The sequence below is a fragment of the Aeromonas sp. FDAARGOS 1406 genome, assembly GCF_019048565.1.
In the GTDB taxonomy this organism is placed as follows: Bacteria; Pseudomonadota; Gammaproteobacteria; order Enterobacterales; family Aeromonadaceae; genus Aeromonas; species Aeromonas caviae.
The window spans coordinates 1,786,943-1,805,924 of record NZ_CP077378.1 but is presented as its reverse complement, the minus strand read 5'-3'; the positions used below and the strand labels follow the sequence as shown (position 1 = coordinate 1,805,924).

The 18,982-nt window shown below is 65.4% G+C and carries 17 protein-coding genes; 15 read left to right on the top strand and 2 right to left on the bottom strand.

Annotation, left to right across the window (positions count from 1 at the left end):
* Positions 1-172 precede the first annotated feature (172 nt).
* From gpt to I6L36_RS08415, 6 genes are all read left to right on the top strand, one after another.
* Entirely contained in the window at positions 173-640 is a 468-nt protein-coding gene (gpt, locus tag I6L36_RS08440) for a xanthine phosphoribosyltransferase (RefSeq protein ID WP_039040347.1), read from the top strand.
* A gap of 174 nt (positions 641-814) precedes the next feature.
* Positions 815-2,083, top strand: coding sequence for an esterase FrsA (gene frsA, locus I6L36_RS08435; protein WP_010675462.1), 1,269 nt, complete (start codon positions 815-817; stop codon positions 2,081-2,083).
* A 62-nt stretch (positions 2,084-2,145) separates the two neighbouring features.
* A complete protein-coding gene (crl, locus tag I6L36_RS08430) occupies positions 2,146-2,538 on the top strand; it encodes a sigma factor-binding protein Crl (RefSeq protein ID WP_109112246.1) in 393 nt (130 codons plus the stop codon).
* Between the two features lie 145 nt (positions 2,539-2,683).
* Positions 2,684-3,787 carry a glutamate 5-kinase gene (gene proB, locus I6L36_RS08425; RefSeq protein WP_010675460.1) on the top strand — a complete coding sequence of 368 codons (1,104 nt, stop codon included), beginning with the start codon at positions 2,684-2,686 and terminating at the stop codon, positions 3,785-3,787.
* Between the two features lie 35 nt (positions 3,788-3,822).
* Positions 3,823-5,076 carry a glutamate-5-semialdehyde dehydrogenase gene (locus I6L36_RS08420; RefSeq protein WP_109112245.1) on the top strand — a complete coding sequence of 418 codons (1,254 nt, stop codon included), beginning with the start codon at positions 3,823-3,825 and terminating at the stop codon, positions 5,074-5,076.
* A gap of 156 nt (positions 5,077-5,232) precedes the next feature.
* Positions 5,233-5,868 (top strand): murein L,D-transpeptidase catalytic domain family protein, encoded by a 636-nt coding sequence (locus tag I6L36_RS08415; protein ID WP_109112244.1) that lies wholly within the window; start codon positions 5,233-5,235, stop codon positions 5,866-5,868.
* A 92-nt stretch (positions 5,869-5,960) separates the two neighbouring features.
* Here the strand turns inward: I6L36_RS08415 and I6L36_RS08410 are convergent, their stop codons facing one another.
* Positions 5,961-6,392 carry a universal stress protein gene (locus I6L36_RS08410; RefSeq protein ID WP_041212463.1) on the bottom strand — a complete coding sequence of 144 codons (432 nt, stop codon included), beginning with the start codon at positions 6,390-6,392 and terminating at the stop codon, positions 5,961-5,963.
* Between the two features lie 194 nt (positions 6,393-6,586).
* On the opposite strand from I6L36_RS08410, the gene I6L36_RS08405 reads away from it, so the two are divergent.
* Positions 6,587-7,330 (top strand): ABC transporter substrate-binding protein, encoded by a 744-nt coding sequence (locus I6L36_RS08405; protein ID WP_109112243.1) that lies wholly within the window; start codon positions 6,587-6,589, stop codon positions 7,328-7,330.
* 136 nt (positions 7,331-7,466) lie between these two features.
* On the opposite strand, the gene I6L36_RS08400 is transcribed toward I6L36_RS08405, so the two are convergent.
* Entirely contained in the window at positions 7,467-7,853 is a 387-nt protein-coding gene (locus I6L36_RS08400) for a TrmH family RNA methyltransferase (RefSeq protein WP_232098103.1), read from the bottom strand.
* A 401-nt stretch (positions 7,854-8,254) separates the two neighbouring features.
* On the opposite strand from I6L36_RS08400, the gene I6L36_RS08395 reads away from it, so the two are divergent.
* From I6L36_RS08395 to nirD, 8 genes are all read left to right on the top strand, one after another.
* Positions 8,255-10,879, top strand: a complete 2,625-nt coding sequence (locus I6L36_RS08395; protein WP_119196946.1) for a nitrate reductase — start codon at positions 8,255-8,257, stop codon at positions 10,877-10,879.
* 28 nt (positions 10,880-10,907) lie between these two features.
* Positions 10,908-11,666, top strand: a complete 759-nt coding sequence (gene cobA, locus I6L36_RS08390; RefSeq protein ID WP_010675453.1) for a uroporphyrinogen-III C-methyltransferase — start codon at positions 10,908-10,910, stop codon at positions 11,664-11,666.
* Between the two features lie 125 nt (positions 11,667-11,791).
* The gene (locus tag I6L36_RS08385) at positions 11,792-12,376 is read left to right on the top strand and encodes an ANTAR domain-containing response regulator (protein ID WP_010675452.1); all 585 of its coding nucleotides are present in this window, start codon (positions 11,792-11,794) and stop codon (positions 12,374-12,376) included.
* Positions 12,377-12,720: 344 nt separating this feature from the next.
* A complete protein-coding gene (locus I6L36_RS08380) occupies positions 12,721-14,076 on the top strand; it encodes a CmpA/NrtA family ABC transporter substrate-binding protein (RefSeq protein ID WP_162540650.1) in 1,356 nt (451 codons plus the stop codon).
* Positions 14,077-14,090: 14 nt separating this feature from the next.
* Positions 14,091-15,050: an ABC transporter permease gene (locus I6L36_RS08375; protein ID WP_052815472.1), complete on the top strand. Its 960-nt coding sequence runs from the start codon at positions 14,091-14,093 to the stop codon at positions 15,048-15,050.
* A gap of 31 nt (positions 15,051-15,081) precedes the next feature.
* Positions 15,082-15,903, top strand: coding sequence for an ABC transporter ATP-binding protein (locus I6L36_RS08370; RefSeq protein ID WP_010675449.1), 822 nt, complete (start codon positions 15,082-15,084; stop codon positions 15,901-15,903).
* 26 nt (positions 15,904-15,929) lie between these two features.
* Positions 15,930-18,512, top strand: a complete 2,583-nt coding sequence (gene nirB, locus I6L36_RS08365; RefSeq protein WP_109113009.1) for a nitrite reductase large subunit NirB — start codon at positions 15,930-15,932, stop codon at positions 18,510-18,512.
* Positions 18,509-18,868: a nitrite reductase small subunit NirD gene (nirD, locus tag I6L36_RS08360; protein ID WP_103259643.1), complete on the top strand. Its 360-nt coding sequence runs from the start codon at positions 18,509-18,511 to the stop codon at positions 18,866-18,868. Before nirB ends, nirD begins: the two co-directional genes overlap by 4 nt.
* The last annotated feature ends 114 nt before the right edge of the window (positions 18,869-18,982 follow it).

Genomic DNA, 18,982 nt, shown 5'->3' with positions numbered 1-18,982 from the left:
CACCCCATCCCTGTTCGCATTGCATCCGTTTTTGCCGCCGAGGCGTCAGCCCCGAGGCCGAAAAAGTGCAAGCAAAATTCGGGAAACGGGGTGCCAGAATTGACCTGAACCCGTCTCTTTGCCGGGTTTCGCCTCATAAGTGATTGCTTTATAACTCGTTGAGATCGATAGCATGCCAAAAAAGTTTTATGTATCGTGGGATAACCTGCAACGCGAAGCGCGCCGTCTGGCCCGTCGTCAACTGCCTGTCAGCCAGTGGAAAGGGATCATCGCCGTCAGTCGCGGTGGTCTGGTGCCTGCGGCCCTGATGGCCCGCGAACTTGGCATTCGCAATGTCGAAACCCTCTGCATCTCCAGCTATGACCACGACAACCAGCGCGAGCTGGTGGTGGTGAAGGCTGCCACCACCGCAGGTGACGGCGAAGGCTGGCTGGTGGTGGACGATCTGGTGGACACCGGCGGCACCGCCAAGGCGATCCGCGAGCTCTACCCCAGAGCCAAGTTCATCACCATCTTCGCCAAGCCCATGGGCGAACCCCTGGTGGATGACTTCGAAGTCGCCATTCCGCAGGACACCTGGATTGAACAGCCCTGGGACATGGCGCTGGAGTTCGCCAAGCCGATCTGCGACGAAGCGTAATCGCCGCACCGGTCGCGACCAGTGACTCCCCGGCATTCGGGAGCGGACTGATCCGTCGTGATGCAAGGTTGACCACATTGAGCCCCTTTTGGGGCTCAATGCGTTTCTGGTGTGGCTGCTCGATGTGAAAAGTGGTTAAGATGGGACATTGTTTGAGACAGAAGAGCCACCATTTTGGAACCAAACGACGATACCAATCTGACGGAAAAGCTGTTTACCCGGGTCAAAAAGGTATTGGAAACTTCCGAAGTCTCCAACTCGAGCCCCGTCGACGAGCAAGACAGCGCACTGTCTGACAGCTTCATCGATGGCGCCCTGTCGCCCCGCTGGTATCGCCTGCTGCGCAGACCGACCTGGGCCTGGCAGGGGGCCGATCCCGTCGAGGTGGAGCAGACCCTGGCGCACATCGCCATGGGGCAGGGGGAGCGCAGTCACGAACGCTATCTGGACACCATCAAGGGCTATGTGCCCGGCAACTGGGTCTATGAGTGGAGTCAGCTCGCCGGCCGTTATTTCAATACGGGGCGGACGCTGCTGGGGGAAGGGGATCGCGCCGCGGCGCTGAAGAGCCTGCTCAAGGCAGTGCGCTACTACTCCATCGCAAGCTACCCCCACCTCAAGCACGACGAGCTGGCGGATCAGGCCCAGTTGCTCGGCAACATGGCCTATCGCGAGGCCGGACGCCTGTTCAAGGTGCCCCTCAAGGAGCTGCAGGTCCCGTTTCGGGGCAAGACCATCCAGGGCTACCTGCATCTGCCCACCACCGAGAAACCTGTGCCCCTGGTCATCGTCAGCGGTGGCATCGATTCGCTTCAGGTGGACTTCCTCAACTTCTATTTCAAGTGTCTCGAGCCCCACGGCATCGGGATGCTCTCCCTGGACATGCCGGGCACCGGCTATGCCGAACACTGGCCCCTGGTGCAGGACACCAGCCGCCTGCACCAGGCGGTGCTCAACTACCTCTCGGAGGTGGCCTGGGTCGATCACCAGCGCATCGCCATGGTGGGGTTCCGCCTCGCCGGCAATGTGGCGGCCCGTCTCGCCTTCGTCGAGCCGTTCAAGCTTAGGACCGTGGTCTGCATCGGTGCCGGCATCAACCAGGTGTTCACCAATCAGGAGATGTTCGCCCGCTGCCCGCGCATGATGCGCGACGGGCTGGCGAACCGGCTGGGGGCGGACGCGGCCCAGTGGGATCTGCTGCGCACCAAGTGTCAGGTCTTCTCCCTCAAGACCCAGGGATTGCTGGGGAGTCGCACTTCCGTGCCGATATTGAGTATCGGGCACAAGAAAGATTTTATTTGTCCCGAGCAGGATGTCCGGGCATTGGCCGCTGCGAGTCGCAACGGCAAGGCGGTGGTGTTTGACAAGCAGCCACTGCTCGAGGTCTATGACGAGGCACTGAAAGAGACGGTAGATTGGCTAAAAAAGCACTTATGTACATGATATAAAACTAAAAATGTAACATCACCATGTGATGGTATGGCTTGTTCAACAGGGAGGTTAGCATGTCAGAAAGAGTGACTTACAAGCGATTGCTTCGGCAGTTCGCGGCCATTGGCCCCTATTTGCGTGAAGACCTGTGCGAGGAGGGCCGTTACCGCTTTGACTGCCTGTCCGTCTGTGTCAGCGCCAAGCCTGCTCCGGACAAGCGGGAGTTCTGGGGCTGGTGGCTGGTGCTGGAGCAGGCGGATCACAGCTTCAGCTACCACTATCAGACGGGGTTCTACAACGCGGACGGGGAGTGGATCGACAAGGCGCTGCCCAAGAAGCATCAGGCGGAAGTGGAACGCACCCTGCAAGATTTCTACAAGCTCATCAGCGGCAAGTTGACCCAGCTGGAGTGCACCCTCTCCCCCGCGAAGCAGGTGACCGCCGAACTGAGCGTGACGGCAGCCTGATCCCCAAGCCCCGCATCTTCCCGGTGCGGGGTACCCCGATGCTTTGTCACCGAGCCCGCAACTGCCTGGCGAGGCTTAATTGCCTTGCAGGGCAGGGGGGCCGTGGGTATAAAGGGATTCCTTACTTTTCTAACCCTTCGTTCCCATGGAAAACAGAACCATAGTCGTCAAACTGGGCACCAGCGTGCTCACCGGGGGATCTGCCCGCCTCAACCGTGCCCACATGGTCGAGCTGGTCAGACAATGTGCCGCCTTGCATCGACACGGGCACCGTGTCGTGCTGGTCACGTCGGGGGCCATCGCCGCCGGTCGTGAGCATCTGGGCCACCCTCCGCTGGCGCCTACCCTGCCGAACAAACAGATGCTGGCGGCGGTGGGTCAGACCCAGCTCATCCGGGTATGGCAGGACCTGTTCAACCTCTACGGGCTGCACATCGGCCAGATGCTGCTGACCCGCGCCGACCTGGAAGACAGGGAGCGCTACCTCAATGCCCGCGACACCCTGCGCACTCTGCTTGATCACCGCATCATCCCCGTCATCAACGAGAACGACGCCGTGGCCACCGCCGAGATCAAGGTGGGGGACAACGACAACCTCTCCGCCCGTGCGGCCATCCTGGCGGATGCGGACTTGCTGATCCTGCTCACGGATCAGAAGGGGCTCTTCACCGCCGACCCGCGCACCAACCCGGATGCCCAGCTCATCGAAGAGGTGCAGACCATAGACGACACCCTGCGCTCCCTCGCCGGTGACAGCGTGAGCGGCCTTGGCACCGGTGGCATGGCCACCAAGTTGCAGGCCGCCGACGTGGCGCGCCGCGCCGGGGTGGACGTGGTGATCGCCACCGGCCAGATCCCGGAAGTGATCGGCCGACTCGCCGCCGGGGAGCGGGTGGGGACCCTGTTCCCGGCCCTGGCATCCCCCCTGGAAGGGCGCAAGAGCTGGATCCTGGCAGGGCCCCCTCCTCACGGCGAAGTGCAGGTGGATCAGGGGGCCGTGGCCGCCATGCAGGAGAAGGGCTCCAGCCTGCTGCCCAAGGGCATCGTCGCGGTGAAGGGAGATTTCGTGCGTGGCGACGTGGTGCGTATCCTGGATCCCAAGGGGAGCGAGCTGGCTCGCGGTATCTGCCGTTACGACCATCTGGAGCTGGATCGGCTGCGCGGTGTCCACTCGGATCAGATTGAACAGGTATTGGGTTACGGCTATGGGGCCGTGGCCATCCACCGTGATGATATGGTGCTGCTCTGAACAGGGCGGCACCGCATGAACAAAAGGGAACTGTGATGAGTCTGGAGAAAATGGGGCAGGCGGCCCGTGAAGCCGCCTATCAACTGGCCACCGTCAGTACGGCACAGAAGAACCGGGCGCTGGCGGCCATCGCCGATGAACTGGAAGCACGCAGTGCCCAGATCCTGGTGGCCAACGAGAAAGACATCGCCGCCGGGCGCGAGGCGGGGCTCACGGAAGCCATGCTGGATCGCCTGCTGCTCAACCCGGCGCGCCTTGCCGGCATCGTGGCGGATGTGCGCAAGGTGATCACTCTGGACGATCCGGTCGGGGCCGAAATCGACAGCCGGGTGCTGGAGAATGGCCTGCGCCTCTCCCGTCGCCGGGTGCCCATCGGAGTCATCGGCGTCATCTACGAGGCGCGCCCCAACGTCACCATCGACATCGCCAGCCTCTGCCTCAAGACCGGCAACGCCAGCATTCTGCGCGGCGGTCGCGAGACCTTCCACTCCAACCTGGAGCTGGTGCGGGTGATCCAGCATGCCCTGGCGGCATCCGGCCTGCCCGAGGCGGCGGTGCAGTACATCGACAACCCGGACAGGGCGCTGGTGGCCGAGTTGCTGCGCCTCGACCGCTACGTGGACATGATCATCCCCCGCGGCGGCGCGGGTCTTCACAAGATGTGCAAGGAGAACAGCTCCATCCCCGTCATCATCGGCGGGTTCGGTATCAGCCATATCTTCGTGGACGAGAGCGCCGATCTGGCGCGTTCCCTGGCGGTCATCGAGAACGCCAAGGTGCAGCGCCCCTCCGCCTGCAACGCCCTCGATACCCTGCTGGTACACGAGAAGGTGGCGGCCACCTTGCTGCCGCAACTGGTGGCTCTGATGAACGAGCGCAAGGTGACCCTGGTGGGCGCGCCCAATGCCATGGCGCTGCTGGCTGGCAGCAACAACCTGTGCGACGCGGGGCCGGAAGATTTCGACACCGAGTGGTTGGGGTTGACCCTGGGGGTCAAGGTGGTGACGGACGTCAACGAGGCGCTCGCCCATATGCGCGAGCACAACGCCGGCCACTCCGATGCCATCCTGACCAACTCCCTCGCCAATGCCGAGCGTTTCGTCAACGGGGCCGGTTCGGCGGCGGTCTATGTCAACGCCTCCACCCGCTTCACCGACGGCGGCCAGTTTGGCCTCGGGGCCGAGGTGGCGGTCTCGACCCAGATGCTTCACGCCCGTGGCCCCATGGGGCTGACCGAACTCACCAGCTACAAGTGGGTGGGGCAGGCGGATTATCTCAGCCGTGCCTGATCCTGGCACGCTCAGCAAGCAGGACAATGCCGACTCAGGTCGGCATTTTTGTGCTTTTTTATTGCTCGCAATCAATGGCTTGCATATAACTATCCAGCAGGATGCGGTGTCACCCGGGGCATCAGGCCAGCGACAGCAAGGGGAGCAACTTCAAGGATGAAGGGACAGGATAGGAGTGCGTGGTGGGGCAGCCTCTGGCTGAGCCTGCCACTGCTGCTGGGGGCGCTCGGTTTCAGCGGCGCCAGCCACGCCAGCTGGGACCAGGATCTCTATCGTCAGCTCGGGCTGGCCGGCAAGCTCGACAGCCGCGTGTTTCGCAAGGCCCTGGACGGTTACCAGAGCGTGCGTCACAAGCGAAAACCCATTCTCACCATCATCGACTACAGCAAGCCCTCGACCATGCGCCGGCTGTTCGTCATCGACGTCAAGCGCCACAAGCTGCTCTACCACACCTGGGTCAGCCACGGCCGCAATTCGGGGGAGCTGGCCGCCCGCCAGTTCTCCAATCAGATGAATTCCCGGCAAAGTTCCCTGGGGGTCTACCGCACCGCCGAGACCTATCAGGGCAAGCATGGTTACTCCCTGCGTCTCGACGGCCTCAGTCCCGGCAAGAACAGCAATGCCCGCAAGCGCGCCATCGTGGTGCACGGGGCGGATTATGCCAGCCCCAGGCATCTGCAGAAGTTTGACAAGCTGGGGCGCAGCTGGGGATGCCCGGCCCTGCCAAGGGAGCAGTCCAGGGCGATCATCGACACCATCAAGGGAGGGAGCGTCATCTATGCCCATGGCTGAGACCCTGCCGGCGAGTCTGCTGCGATGAGCATCTCATGGCAATAAACAGCAAAAAGGCCAGCATATGCTGGCCTTGGCGCATCAGGCGGGGATTATTTGCGGACCACCAGCACAGGGCAGGGGGCGTGGCGCACCACGGATTCCGCCACGCTGCCCACCAGCAGGTGGGTGATGCCGGAGCGGCCATGGCTGCCCATGACCACGAGATCCACCTTGTCTTCCTTCGCCTGGAGGACGATTTCATCGGCGGCGCGGCCAAAACGGACCTCGAACTTGGCCGGAATGGGCAGGCAGGCGACCAGCTCCTTGAGCTGACTCTTGGCCTGGCGCTCCATCTCGTGGGTGATCTCGATGGCCGTCATGTGCAGGATCTTGTAGCTGTCGAAGCCGTGCAGCTGATCCACCACGTGGACCAGTTTGAGCTCGGCCTGGTGGGTGTTGGCCATGAAGACGGCGTAGTCGAGTACCGCTCTGGACATCTCGGAGAAATCGACGGGGCAGAGCAGGGATTTGATGGTTGGCATGAGAATCTCCCCTCAAGTTGGGCTACTAATGAATCTTGTTTGCCATGATACGCTGTGGGGCGACAATAACCCTCGACCCGCTCGCAAAATGGGGAAAATGTCGGCCGGGACTCTGTTTTTCTATGCTATCTGTATGCCTGAACGGGCCGTCCGGCGGTGAGCATCTGCCGAGTGCCATATCACTGAGGATAATCATGGTTCGTCTTTTTCTGTTCTGTTGCCTGCTGATCACCTCGTTCGTGCGGGCAGACACCATACAAGTCTATTGCGACGACTGGCCCGGCTTCTGTCACCGGGACGGCAAGGGGGTCTATCTGGATGTGGTTCGAGCCATCTATGAACCCCTGGGGCACGAGGTGAAGCTTCACATGGTGCCTTACAAACGGGCACTGGCGGTGGTGTCGCAAAAGGAGGGGGACATGGCGATGGGGGTCTATCGGGGAGAGGTGCCCGGGGTCCATCAGCCCGACTACCCCTACTCGGCGGACTACGTGAGCGTGGTGATGCAAAAGCGCTGGCTGCCGCACTGGGCAGGGGAGCACAGCCTCAAGGAGCAGGAGGTGCTCTGGCTGAGGGGGTGGGCCTTTGACAAGTTCATCCCGGAGCCGATGCGCTGGTTCGAGATAGACAGCCACGAGATGGCGCTGCAATTGCTGATCAAGGGGCGTTACCGCTACTACCTGACCGACGGCGCCCTCTACCCCGAAGGCTCCCTTCCCCCCGAGCTGGTACAGGTATTCCTGCGCTGGATCCCGACCTACCCCATCTTCGCCGATACCCCGAAGGGCAGGCAGTTGCACGGGCTCTGGGATCCCGGCATGCGCACCCTGATAAGGCAGGGCAAGCTGGCGGAGATCTATCGGCAGAACAAGCTGTACGACTACTACCAGGACTTTCTCAGGGAGCAGGTGGTGCGGGCGAACAAGCCACAGCCCTAGCTGTCGGGCCTGATGCCGTCATCGGGCCCCTCTTGTCCTGCCTCAGCCCAACCGGTCATAAAGGATGACGTTGACCGAGGCGGTGAGGTGCATGCAGCCTGTCGGTCTGGCCACATAGATAACGTCTTGTCCTGCCTCAGCCTTTGGCTCTGAGCGTCTTGGCCAACCGGTCATAGAGGATGACGTTGACCGAGGCGGCCAGGTTCATGCAACCCTGAGTCGGCACATAGATGACCTCCTTCACCGCCGCGAAGCGGGCGGGTTCCAGGGTGCCATCCTCCGGGCCGAAGATGTAGAAGGCTCTCTCGGGGTGCACGTAATCCGGCAGGGGCGTGGCCCCCTCGATCAAATCCACCAGCACTGGGGTGCAGCCCTCGGGCACGAAGTCCAGCAGCTCCTCGACCCCGAGCAGGGGGATCTTCTCCACCATCTGCTTGGTGTCGGTGACAAAACGGCGTGCCAGCTCGAAGCGCTGCCCCGTGTAGTAGACCTCGTCCGCCCCGTAGCAGCCGGCGGCCCGCATCACGGCACCCACGTTCTCCGGGGATTTGGGATTGACCAGCCCGATGGCGCAATAGCGCCCTCTCTCCCGGGCATCTGCCCGGTGCTGCCCGGCAGCGCCTTCATCTGACACTTTCATCTCTCTCTCCTGTGTGGCGGCGCATTATACCCCCGGTGGGCCCCTTGCCCAGCGTGCGGGGCGGATTCCCGCAAGGCGGGCCCAACAAGGGGGCGGCTGCACCGTGGCGGCGCAGCCAGACACCCTGATGCGCAATGGCGGCGCCCCTTGCATCCTGGCGCGGGGTTTGCAGTCACTTCCCCATACAAGACGATGAGGCATCCGGACAAAGGCGTCCGTCCCCGCAGGGGGGCGGACGCTTTTTTTATGGGCCCCTCGTCAGACACATGACAAGGAGCAAGGGAATGAAGACCACCTGTGCCTATTGCGGAGTGGGGTGCGGCATCCGGCTGAGCCGGGAGGGTGACAACTGGCAGTTGCAGGGGGATGAGCAGCATCCGGCCAACGGCGGCGCCCTGTGCGTCAAGGGGGCCAGCCTGCTGGAGAGCCTGGCCTTTCCCGACCGCCTGCTCTATCCGCGCTGGATGGGGCAGCGCATCGGCTGGGAGGAGGCCCTGGACACCCTGGCGGAGCGTTTTGCCGCCATCCTGGCCGAGTCCGGGCCGGATGCCATCGGCATCTATCTGTCGGGCCAGCTCACCACCGAGGATTACTACGTCGCCAACAAGCTGATGAAGGGGTATCTGGGCAGCGCCAACGTGGACACCAACTCCCGGCTCTGCATGTCGTCGGCGGTGGTGGCCCACCAGCGCGCCTTCGGGGAGGATCTGGTGCCCGCCTGCTACGAGGATCTCGAGCTCGCCGATCTGGTGGTGCTCACCGGTGCCAACACCGCCTGGACCCATCCCGTGCTGTTTCGCCGCCTGCAGCAGGCCAGGGCGCGGCGCCCCGAGCTCAAGCTGGTGGTGCTGGATCCCCGCCGCACCATGACGGCGGAGCAGGGGGATCTGCACCTGGCGCTCAAACCCGGCAGCGACGTGACGCTCTGGAACGGCCTGTGCCGTTACCTGCTCGATGTCGATGGCTGGGACAAGGCCTATGTGGCGCAGCACGTGAGCGGCTTCGAGGCGTTGGCGGCGGCGCTGGACGATCCGGCCTGGCAGTTGGACGAGGTGGCCCGCAGCTGCGGCCTCTCCCGCAGCGATCTGATCGGTTTCTACCAGCTCTTTGCCCGTACCCCCAAGACCGTCACCCTGTTCTGCCAGGGGATCAACCAGTCCAACCAGGGGGTGGACAAGGCCAACGCCATCATCAACGCCCACCTGATGTGCGGTCGCATCGGCAAGCCGGGGGCGGCTCCCTTCTCCATGACGGGGCAACCCAACGCCATGGGCGGGCGCGAGGTGGGGGGGCTTGCAACCCAGCTCGCCGCCCACATGGGCTTTGGCGAGGCCGAGTGCGATCGGGTACAGCGCTTCTGGGGAAGTCCGACCATGGTGCGCGGGCCGGGGCACAAGGCCGTCGAGCTGTTCGAGGCGGTGCACCGGGGGGAGATCCGCGCGCTCTGGGTGCTCGGCACCAACCCGGCCGTCTCCCTGCCGGACGGCAACCGGGTGCGCGAGGCCCTGAGCCGCTGCGAGCTGCTGGTGGTCTCCGAGGTGACCGCCAACACCGACACGGCGCGCCTCGCCCACCTGCTGTTGCCTGCCGCCGCCTGGGGAGAGAAGAGCGGGACCGTCACCAACTCCGAGCGCACCATCAGCCGCCAGCGCGCCTTCCTGCCCCTGCCGGGGGAGGCCAGGCCCGACTGGTGGGCCCTGACCCGGCTCGCCCGTCGGCTCGGCTTTGGCGAGGGGTTCGCCTATGAGCACGAGCACGAGATCTTCTGCGAGCATGCCGCCCTCTCCGGGTTTGAGAACGACGGATCCCGCCAGTTCGACATCTCCGGGCTGGCGGGTCTCACCCGTGCCGAATTCGAGGCCCTTTCTCCCCTGCGCTGGCCCGTCAACGCTGACTGGCCCCAGGGGAGGGCCCGCCTGTTCGAGGATGGGCGCTTTGCCACCCCGGATGGCCGGGCCCGCCTGCTGGCCCTGGCCCAGCGCTTCCCCGAGCAGCCAGAAACGCTCCCGCTTGCAGGGGCTGTCTCCCTGCTCCTCAACAGTGGCCGCCTGCGGGATCAGTGGCACACCATGACCCGCACCGGCCACGTGCCCCGGTTGCAGGAGGCCGAGCCCTGGCCCAGGGTGCGAATGGGGGCCGCCAGCCTGCTGGCGCTTGGCGTGAAGGAGGGGGATATGGTGCGCCTTTGCAACGGGCTCGGGGAGGCGCTGCTGCTGGTGGGGCTGGATGAGGGGCTCAGGGAGGGGGAGGCCTTTCTGCCCATGCACTGGACCGACAGCCAGTGCAGCCAGGGGGCGGTCAACCGCCTCATCGCCCCCGTGGTGGATCCCCTTTCCGGCCAGCCGATGTTCAAACAGGGGCGGGTGCAGGCCAGGGCGCAGCTCACCCGCTGGCAAGGGCTCTGGTGTGGCCGGGGTGAGTGGCGCGAGCCGGTGGACTGGTGGGCCAGGCGCCCCCTGCCCGAGGGTAACTGCACCCTGCTGGCCTCCTGGTCAGAGAGCACAGAGAGCCTGTGGCAACGGCTGGGGGCCGAGGGGCACTGGCTCAGGCTGCCCATGAAGGAGGGGTGGCTGGCCGTGGCCCTGGCAGGGGATCGTATCGAGGGGATCCTGCTGGTGGGGGCTCGGCGCCCGGACATCAAGGTCGACCTGCTGGCCAGTCTGCTCGGCACGCCGCTCCAGGCGGGGGCCCTGAGCCAGACCCTGAGCCAGGCCCTGGCCGGGGAGAGCCGGCTGGTCTGCTCCTGCCTGCGGGTCTCGGAGCAGCGCATCGTCGATGCTATCACCCGGCAGGGGGTGAGCGAGTTGGCGGGGCTGCAGGCCCTGCTCGGCTGTGGCAGCAACTGCGGCACCTGTCTGCCCGAAATCGACAAGCTGTTGATCAAACATGTTTTCCTGGCATCCGCTTAGTGCGGTGCCAGGACACAAGGAGCCTGAGATGAGCCAAATCAGTCTGGTGGGAGCGGGCCCCGGGCCCCTCGAATTGTTGACCCTGCGCGCCCTGCACCGTCTGGAGGCGGCAGAGGTCGTGGTCTATGACCGCCTGGTGGGGAGCGAGATCCTGGCCCGCATTCCCCACGGGGCGGCCCGCTTCGACGTGGGCAAGCGCTGCGGTGAGCCGAGCCCGACCCAGGAGGAGATCAACGCCCTGCTGCTGGCCCTGGCCCGCACGGGCAAGCGGGTGGTGCGCCTCAAGGGAGGGGATCCCCTGGTGTTCGGGCGCGGTGGCGAGGAGGCGCTGCACCTGGCCCGGCACGGCATCGAGGCCGAGCTGGTGCCGGGGATCACGGCGGCCCTGGGCTGCGCCGCCAGCAGCTTCATTCCCCTGACCCACAGGGGGTTGGCCCGCTCCCTGACCCTGGTGACGGGGCACCTGATGGACGAGCGCGACTATCAGGGCTGGCAGGGGCTGACCCGGGCGGGCCACACCCTGGTGTTCTACATGGGGCTGGAGCGGGCGGCCCGCATTCGGGAAGGGATGTTGAGGGCGGGGGCCCCGGGCGCGCTGCCGGTGGCCCTGGTGGTGGCTGGCTGCAGCCCCCGCCAGCAGGTGCACGAGGCCACGCTCGATGGCCTGGAGCAGGCCGCCCGTGCCCTGCTGGGCCAGAGCCCGGTGCTGATCATCATGGGGGAGGTGGTGCGGCTGCGCGCCGAGCTGCAGGGGCTGCTGACGGAGGCCCTGGAACGGGTCGCCTGAGGGGCGATTGTCCCTCTACCCCCACTACCTCCTGATAGATAAAAAGGAGGTAGATTCAAAGAGTTGGCCTTCATGTTGCGGCATTTTCGCCAGACAGAACGCGATCGTCGCCGACAAGGAGCGCCATGACCACTTTTTCCACCCGGGGCCAGGACGGCCCCGCTTCCCGGCTGTTGATCCACGCCGATGACCCGGGCCAGGCGAACCGCCTGGCCCTGCTGGTCAGTCACTACGGCCATCAGCCCGGGATCCTCGATACCCGCCAGTTGCTGACGCCGACGCAGAGGGGGGATGCCCTGCTCGTCAGTTGCCGCCAGTTCAGCGCCGAGGTACGCCTTGGCCTCTCCCTTTGGCCCGACATGCCGCGCCTTTTGTTCTGCGAGCGGCTGGGGGGCGATACCCAGCTCGCCCTGTTGCAGCAGGGGGTGTTGCTGGTGCCCCACCCTTGCGGCGAGCGTGAGCCGGTGGAGCAGTGGCTGCGCCTGGCCCGCAGTCAGCTCGCCATGGTGCAGGCCCTGATGCAGACCGAGAGCGAGCTGCGCCAGAAGCTGGAGGATAGGCGGCTCATCGAGCAGGCCAAGGGACGCCTGATGCGCCATCAGGGGCTGGACGAGGACGAGGCCTATCGCCTGATGCGCAGCACCGCCATGAGCCGTCACCTGAGCCTGGGGGAGCTGGCGCGGCAACTGCTGCAGGCTTTGCCCGCCTGAGCGCTCCCGTGGCCAACCGTTTTGGTGCAACTGCGCCTAATTGAGGCAAATTTGAGGGAGGATCAGGGCACCACAGGCCGCAAAGGGCCGCCTGATGCACCCTGGACGAGCTGGCACGGAAAGTGAATAACAAAAACACGATAGCAATGAAGTAACGATGCGCAGTGAGGGGCCGGTCAGGCCACTCACCCGCAACAGGGCAAAGAAGCCCCGCCGATCCCGGATCGGCGGGGCTTTTTTTTGGTCGCGACGCACCTTGGGTCGCAGCGCTGCAACGAGGTGGCACTGCGATTCCAGGCAGCCTGGCGCCATGGCCCTGACCCGGAACCGAGGGAGGAGATGCAATGAACGGACGACAAGGATGTGCGGGACTGCTGCTGGCGGCGTTGTCGCTGCCGGTGCTGGCACTGGGAGCCCCGGAGCAGGAGGAGCTCAGGCTCGGCTTCATCAAGCTGACCGACATGGCGCCGCTGGCGGTGGCCTACGAGCGGGGCTATTTCGAGGATGAGGGACTCTACGTCACCCTCGAAGCCCAGGCGAACTGGAAGATCCTGCTGGATCGGGTGATAGACGGCGAGCTGGACGGTGCCCAGATGCTGGCGGGCCAGCCCCTGGCGGCCCACATCGGCATCGGCACCCAGGCCGAACTGGTGACGGCGTTCGCCATGGATCTCAACGGCAACGCCATCACGGTGGCCAACAGCGTCTGGGCCGCCATGGCGCCCCAGTTGCCCAGGCCGCAGGCGGGCCAGGTGCCGCCCCCGGTGAGCGCCGCCGCCCTCAAGCCCGTGGTGGCGGAGTATCGCCAGGGGGGCAAGCCCTTCAACATGGGGATGGTCTTCCCCGTCTCCCCCCACAACTACGAGCTGAGGTACTGGCTGGCGGCAGGCGGCCTGCACCCCGGTTTCTATGCGCCCAAGCTTGGGGACAACTCGGGCCAGCGCCAGGCGGACGTGCTGCTGTCGGTGACGCCGCCCCCCCAGATGCCCGCCACCCTGGAGGCGGGGACCATCGCCGGCTACAGCGTGGGGGAGCCCTGGAACCAGCAGGCGGTCGCCAGGGGCATAGGGGTGCCCGTCATCACGGATAACGAGATCTGGCGCAACAACCCGGAGAAGGTGTTCGGCGTCACCCGGCAGTGGGCCGAACGTCACCCCAACACCCATGTGCGGCTGGTGAAGGCGCTGCTGCGGGCGGCCTGGTGGCTGGATGCAGACGACAACGGCAACCGGCGCGCGGCGGCCAAGCTGCTGGCCAAACCCGAGTACGTGGGGGCGGACGAGCAGGTGATCGCCAGCTCCATGACGGGCACCTTCGAGTACGCCAGGGGGGACAAGCGCCAGGTACCGGACTTCAACGTCTTCTTCCGCCACCACGCCACCTATCCCTACTACTCCGACGCCATCTGGTATCTGACCCAGATGCGGCGCTGGGGCCAGATCCCCGAGGCCAAGCCGGACGCCTGGTTCGAGCAGGTGGCCAAGGCCGTCTATCAACCGGACGTCTATCGCCAGGCCGCCGAGGCCCTCATCGCCGAGGGCAAGCTCAAGGCCAGTGACTTCCCAGACTTTGCCAGCGAGCAGGGCTATCGCGGCCCCCAGGATGGCTTCATCGACGGCCTCATCTACGACGGCCGCCACCCCAACGCCTACCTGCAACAGTTCGCCATCGGCCTCAAGGGCGATGAGCGGGTGCAATGAGCAAGGAGATCCCGATGAAACGACACACATGGCCCCTCATCCATTTAAAAGCCATCAACTGGAAAATCATGGTGCAGCCCCTGCTCGGCGTGCTGCTCTTCCTCGGCCTCTGGCAGTGGGGGGCGAGCCAGGTGCAGACCAGTCTGGGCACCCTGCCGGGGCCGCTCGCCACCGCCAGCCAGCTCTGGTCCCTCGGGCAGGAGCATCTGCAGGAGCGGGAGAAGGCGGCGGCCTTCCTCGAACGCCAGCAGGTGCGCAATGCGGCAAGGCTGGCGGCGGATCCGGCGGCCGAGGTGAAGCTGCGTCCCTACACAGGGCGCCCCACCTTCTTCGATCAGATAGCCACCAGCCTGCTCACCGTGCTGTGCGGCTTCGCGCTGGCGACCCTGATCGCCATTCCGTGCGGGGTGCTGCTCGGCATGAACCAGGGGCTCTATCGCGCAGCCAACCCGGTGATCCAGCTGCTCAAGCCGGTGTCGCCGCTGGCCTGGCTGCCCCTCATCACCTTGGTGGTGAGCGCCCTCTACGCCAATCCCGCCCCCTGGCTTGCCAAGTCCTTCCTCACCTCGGCCCTGACGGTGACCCTCTGCTCCCTCTGGCCGACCCTGATCAACACGGCGGTGGGGGTGGCGGGGCTGGATGGGGATCTGCACAACGTCAGCCGGGTGCTGCGCCTCTCCTTTGTGACCCATGTGCGGCGCATCGTGCTGCCCGGGGCCCTGCCCATGATCTTCACCGGGCTGCGGCTCTCACTGGGGGTGGCCTGGATGGTGCTGATCGCGGCGGAGATGCTGGCCCAGAACCCGGGGCTCGGCAAGTTCGTGTGGGACGAGTTCCAGAGCGGCGGCTCTGCGTCTCTGGCCCGCATCATGGTGGCGGTGATCACCATAGGCCTCATCGGCTGCGCCCTGGACAGGGGCATGCTGGCCCTGCAGCAGTGGTTGTCCTGGGACAAGCGCCAGGTGCTGCGTTAATCACATTTCTATTCAGGCAGGAGAAGAGCCAATGAAGAGTTATCTGGAGATAAGCGACGTCGGCATCTCGTTCGAGACGGAGCAGGGCAGCTTCGAGGCCTTGAGCCGGGTCAACCTGCGCATCGAGAAGGGGGAGTTCGTCTCCCTCATCGGTCACTCGGGCTGCGGCAAGAGCACCGTCCTCAACCTGGTGGCCGGGCTGCTGGAGCCGACCCTGGGGGGCATCATTCTCGATGGTCGCGAGGTGGCGGGGCCTGGGCCCGAGCGTGCCATGGTGTTCCAGAACCACGCCCTGCTGCCCTGGCTCAGCGTCCAGCAGAACGTGGCGCTGGCGGTGGCCCAGGTGGAGTCTGACAAGCGGGCGGTGGCGGAGCGGGTGGACTACTACCTCTCCCTGGTGCAGATGGATCACGCCAGCCAGAAGATGCCCCACGAGCTGTCGGGGGGGATGAAGCAGCGGGTCGGCATCGCCCGCGCCCTCTCGCTCTCCCCCAAGGTGCTGCTGATGGACGAACCGTTCGGCGCCCTCGATGCCCTGACCCGGGCCCATCTGCAGGACGCGCTGATGGCGATCCAGGCGGAGCTTGGCAACACCGTCATCATGATCACCCACGACGTGGACGAGGCGGTGCTGCTCTCCGATCGCATCGTCATGATGACCAACGGCCCCAGCGCCACGGTCGGTGAGATCCTGACAGTCGACCTGCCAAGGCCCAGAGACAGGGTCGCCCTGGCGGACGATCCCCACTACCACAAGCTGCGCCAGCAGGTGCTGCGCTTCCTCTACGAGAAGCAACGCAAGGTGACCCCCCTCAAGGCAGCCGGGCAGGTGCGCAGCAAGCTGCGCGCCTGAGCCCGCCGGATTCAAGGAAGAGAGACATGACAGACAAAGAGCAACAGTGGGTGACAGAGGACGGCATGGGCCTGCTCGGTCGCCAGAACAGTGGTTCCGCCGAACAGACCGCAAAGCAACGGCTGCTGGTGGTGGGCAACGGCATGGTGGGTCACCACTTCGTCGAACAGCTGGTGGCGGCCGGTGGCCTGAGCCGGTTCGAGGTGACGGTATTTGGCGCCGAGCCGGACCCCGCCTACGACAGGGTGCATCTGTCCGAGGTATTCGGCGGCAAGGCGCCCCAGGCCCTGCGCATGGCCGACCCCGCCTGGTATGAAGAGAGCGGCATTGCGCTGCGGCTGGAGGCCGAGGTGGAGGTGCTCGACCGGGCCACCCGCACCCTGACGCTGGCCAACGGCGAGCAGTTCCCTTACGACCGTCTGGTGCTGGCGACCGGCTCGGTGCCCTTCGTGCCCCCCATCCCCGGTCATCAGCGGGAGGGCTGCTTCGTTTACCGTACCTTGGGAGATCTCGCCGCCATCCGCGATGCCTGCGCCCAGGCTCGCAGCGGCGTGGTCATCGGTGGCGGCCTGCTGGGGCTGGAGGCGGCCAACGCCCTGCGCCTGCTCGGCCTCAAGACCCAGGTGGTGGAGTTCGCCCCAAGGCTAATGCCGGTGCAGCTCGACGAGAGCGGCGGCGCCGTGCTGCGGGACAAGATCCAGGCCCTCGGGGTCGAGGTGCTGGTGGAGAAAGCCACCGAGTGCATTGAGCAGGGGGAGCAGGCCCGTCATCGCCTGCGTTTCAAGGACGGTTCCCACATTGAGACCGACGTGCTGCTGTTCTCCGCCGGTATTCGACCCGCCGACACCCTGGCCCGGCAATCCGGGCTGGTGGTCGGGGAGCGCGGCGGCATCTGCATCGACGACGGCTGCCACAGTTCGGATCCCGCCATCCTCGCCATCGGCGAGTGCGCGCTCTGGCAGGGGCGCATCTTCGGCCTGGTGGCCCCCGGCTACCAGATGGCCCGGGCCGCCGTGGCCAGCCTGTGTGGCGGCGAGACCCGCTTTATCGGGGCCGACATGTCCACCAAGCTCAAGCTGATGGGGGTGGACGTGGGCTCCATCGGCGATGCCCACGCCAGCACCGCCGGTGCCCAGGAGCTGCTGCTGCTGGACAGGGTCAAGGGCATCTACAAGAAGCTGGTGACCGACGGCGAGGGCAATCGGCTGCTCGGCGCCATCCTGGTGGGGGACGGGGCCGATTACGAGCGGCTGCTGCAGTACTACCAGAACGGGGTGGCGCTGCCCCAGCCGCCGCTCTCCCTGCTGGTGGGGGAGGTCGGGGCCGCCCCCGCGCCCCTGGTGCTGCCGGACAGCGCCATCCTCTGCTCCTGCCACAACGTCAGTAAGGGGGACGTGGTGGCCGCCGTTCGGGCGGGCAACCACGAGCTGTCGGCGGTGAAGAGTTGCACCAAGGCCGGCACGGGTTGCGGCGGTTGCAGCAACCTGCTCAAGCAGGTGGTGGATCAGACCCTGGCGGACCTTGGCGTCGAGGCGGACAAGGGGTTGTGCGAGCACTTCGCCTACGGCCGTCAGGAGCTCTATCACCTGGCCCGGGTCGGCGAGCTGAAGAGCTTCGAGGCGCTGCGGGACAAGCACGGCCAGGGGCTGGGGTGCGACATCTGCAAGCCGACGGTGGCCTCCATCCTGGCGTCCCTCTGGAACGAGCACGTGCTGGAGAAGCCCCACCGCGCGTTGCAGGATACCAACGACGCCTTCCTTGCGAACCTGCAAAAGGACGGCACCTATTCGGTGGTGCCGCGTATCCCGGGGGGGGAGATCACCCCGGAGGGGCTCATCACCATCGGCGAAGTGGCGCGCAAGTACGGCCTCTACACCAAGATCACCGGCGGCCAGCGCATCGATCTCTTCGGCGCCCGGGTCGACCAGCTGCCCGCCATCTGGGGCGAGCTGGTGGCGGCGGGCTTCGAGACCGGTCAGGCCTACGGCAAGTCGGTGCGCACCGTGAAGTCCTGCGTGGGCTCCACCTGGTGTCGTTACGGGGTACAGGACTCCATGACCCTGACCCAGACCCTGGAGCACCGCTACAAGGGGCTGCGGGCGCCACACAAGCTGAAGTTTGCGGTCTCAGGCTGCACCCGGGAGTGCGCCGAGGCCCAGAGCAAGGACATCGGCGTCATCGCCACCGAGCGGGGCTGGAACCTCTATGTGTGCGGCAACGGCGGGATGCGGCCGCGCCACGCCGACCTCTTTGCCACGGATCTCGACGAGCAGACCCTGATCCGCTACATCGACCGGCTGCTGATGTTCTACGTGCGCACCGGGGACAGACTGCAACGTACCTCGGTCTGGATGGAGAACATGGAAGGGGGGCTCGACTACCTCAAGTCGGTGATCATCGAGGACAGGCTCGGCATCGGTGCCGAGCTGGAGGCCATGATGGAGGGGATCGTCGGCACCTGGCAGTGCGAGTGGAAGAGCACATTGGCGGATCCGGACAAGCTCAAGCTGTTCGAGGCCTTCGTCAACCGGCCCGAGGACGAGACGCCGCCGCGCCGTGAGGAGCGGGGGCAATGGGTGCCGGATATCGCTATCAAGGAGGTGGTATGAGCGACATAAAAGAAGAGACCTTACAGTCAGAACCTGGAGCCTGGCATAGGGTATGCGAGCTGGCGGCGCTGCCGGAGCAGGCCGGGCGCAGCGCCTGGCTGGAGGGGCGGGTGCTGGCGCTGTTTCGCCTCGGGGAGCATGTCTATGCCCTGGACGGGGTGGATCCCCTGGCCGGCGTGGCGGTGCTGGGGCGTGGTCTGGTGGGGGATGCCGGTGGGGAGCCCGTGGTCGCCTCGCCCCTTTACAAGCAGCGCTACGCCCTGATGGACGGTCGCTGTCTGGACGATCCTGCCCTGAGCGTCGCCTGTTGGCCGGTGCGGTTGGAGGGAAACGAGGTCTGGGTACAGCTGGGGTGAGTGGCACCATCTGAAAACCGTTTTTCTATCACCGGGCTTGCCCGGTGATTTTTTTGTGGCTGACCCGACATTTCTTGCACGAGAGGATGGCGGGAAAACGTTTTTCGGAGATAA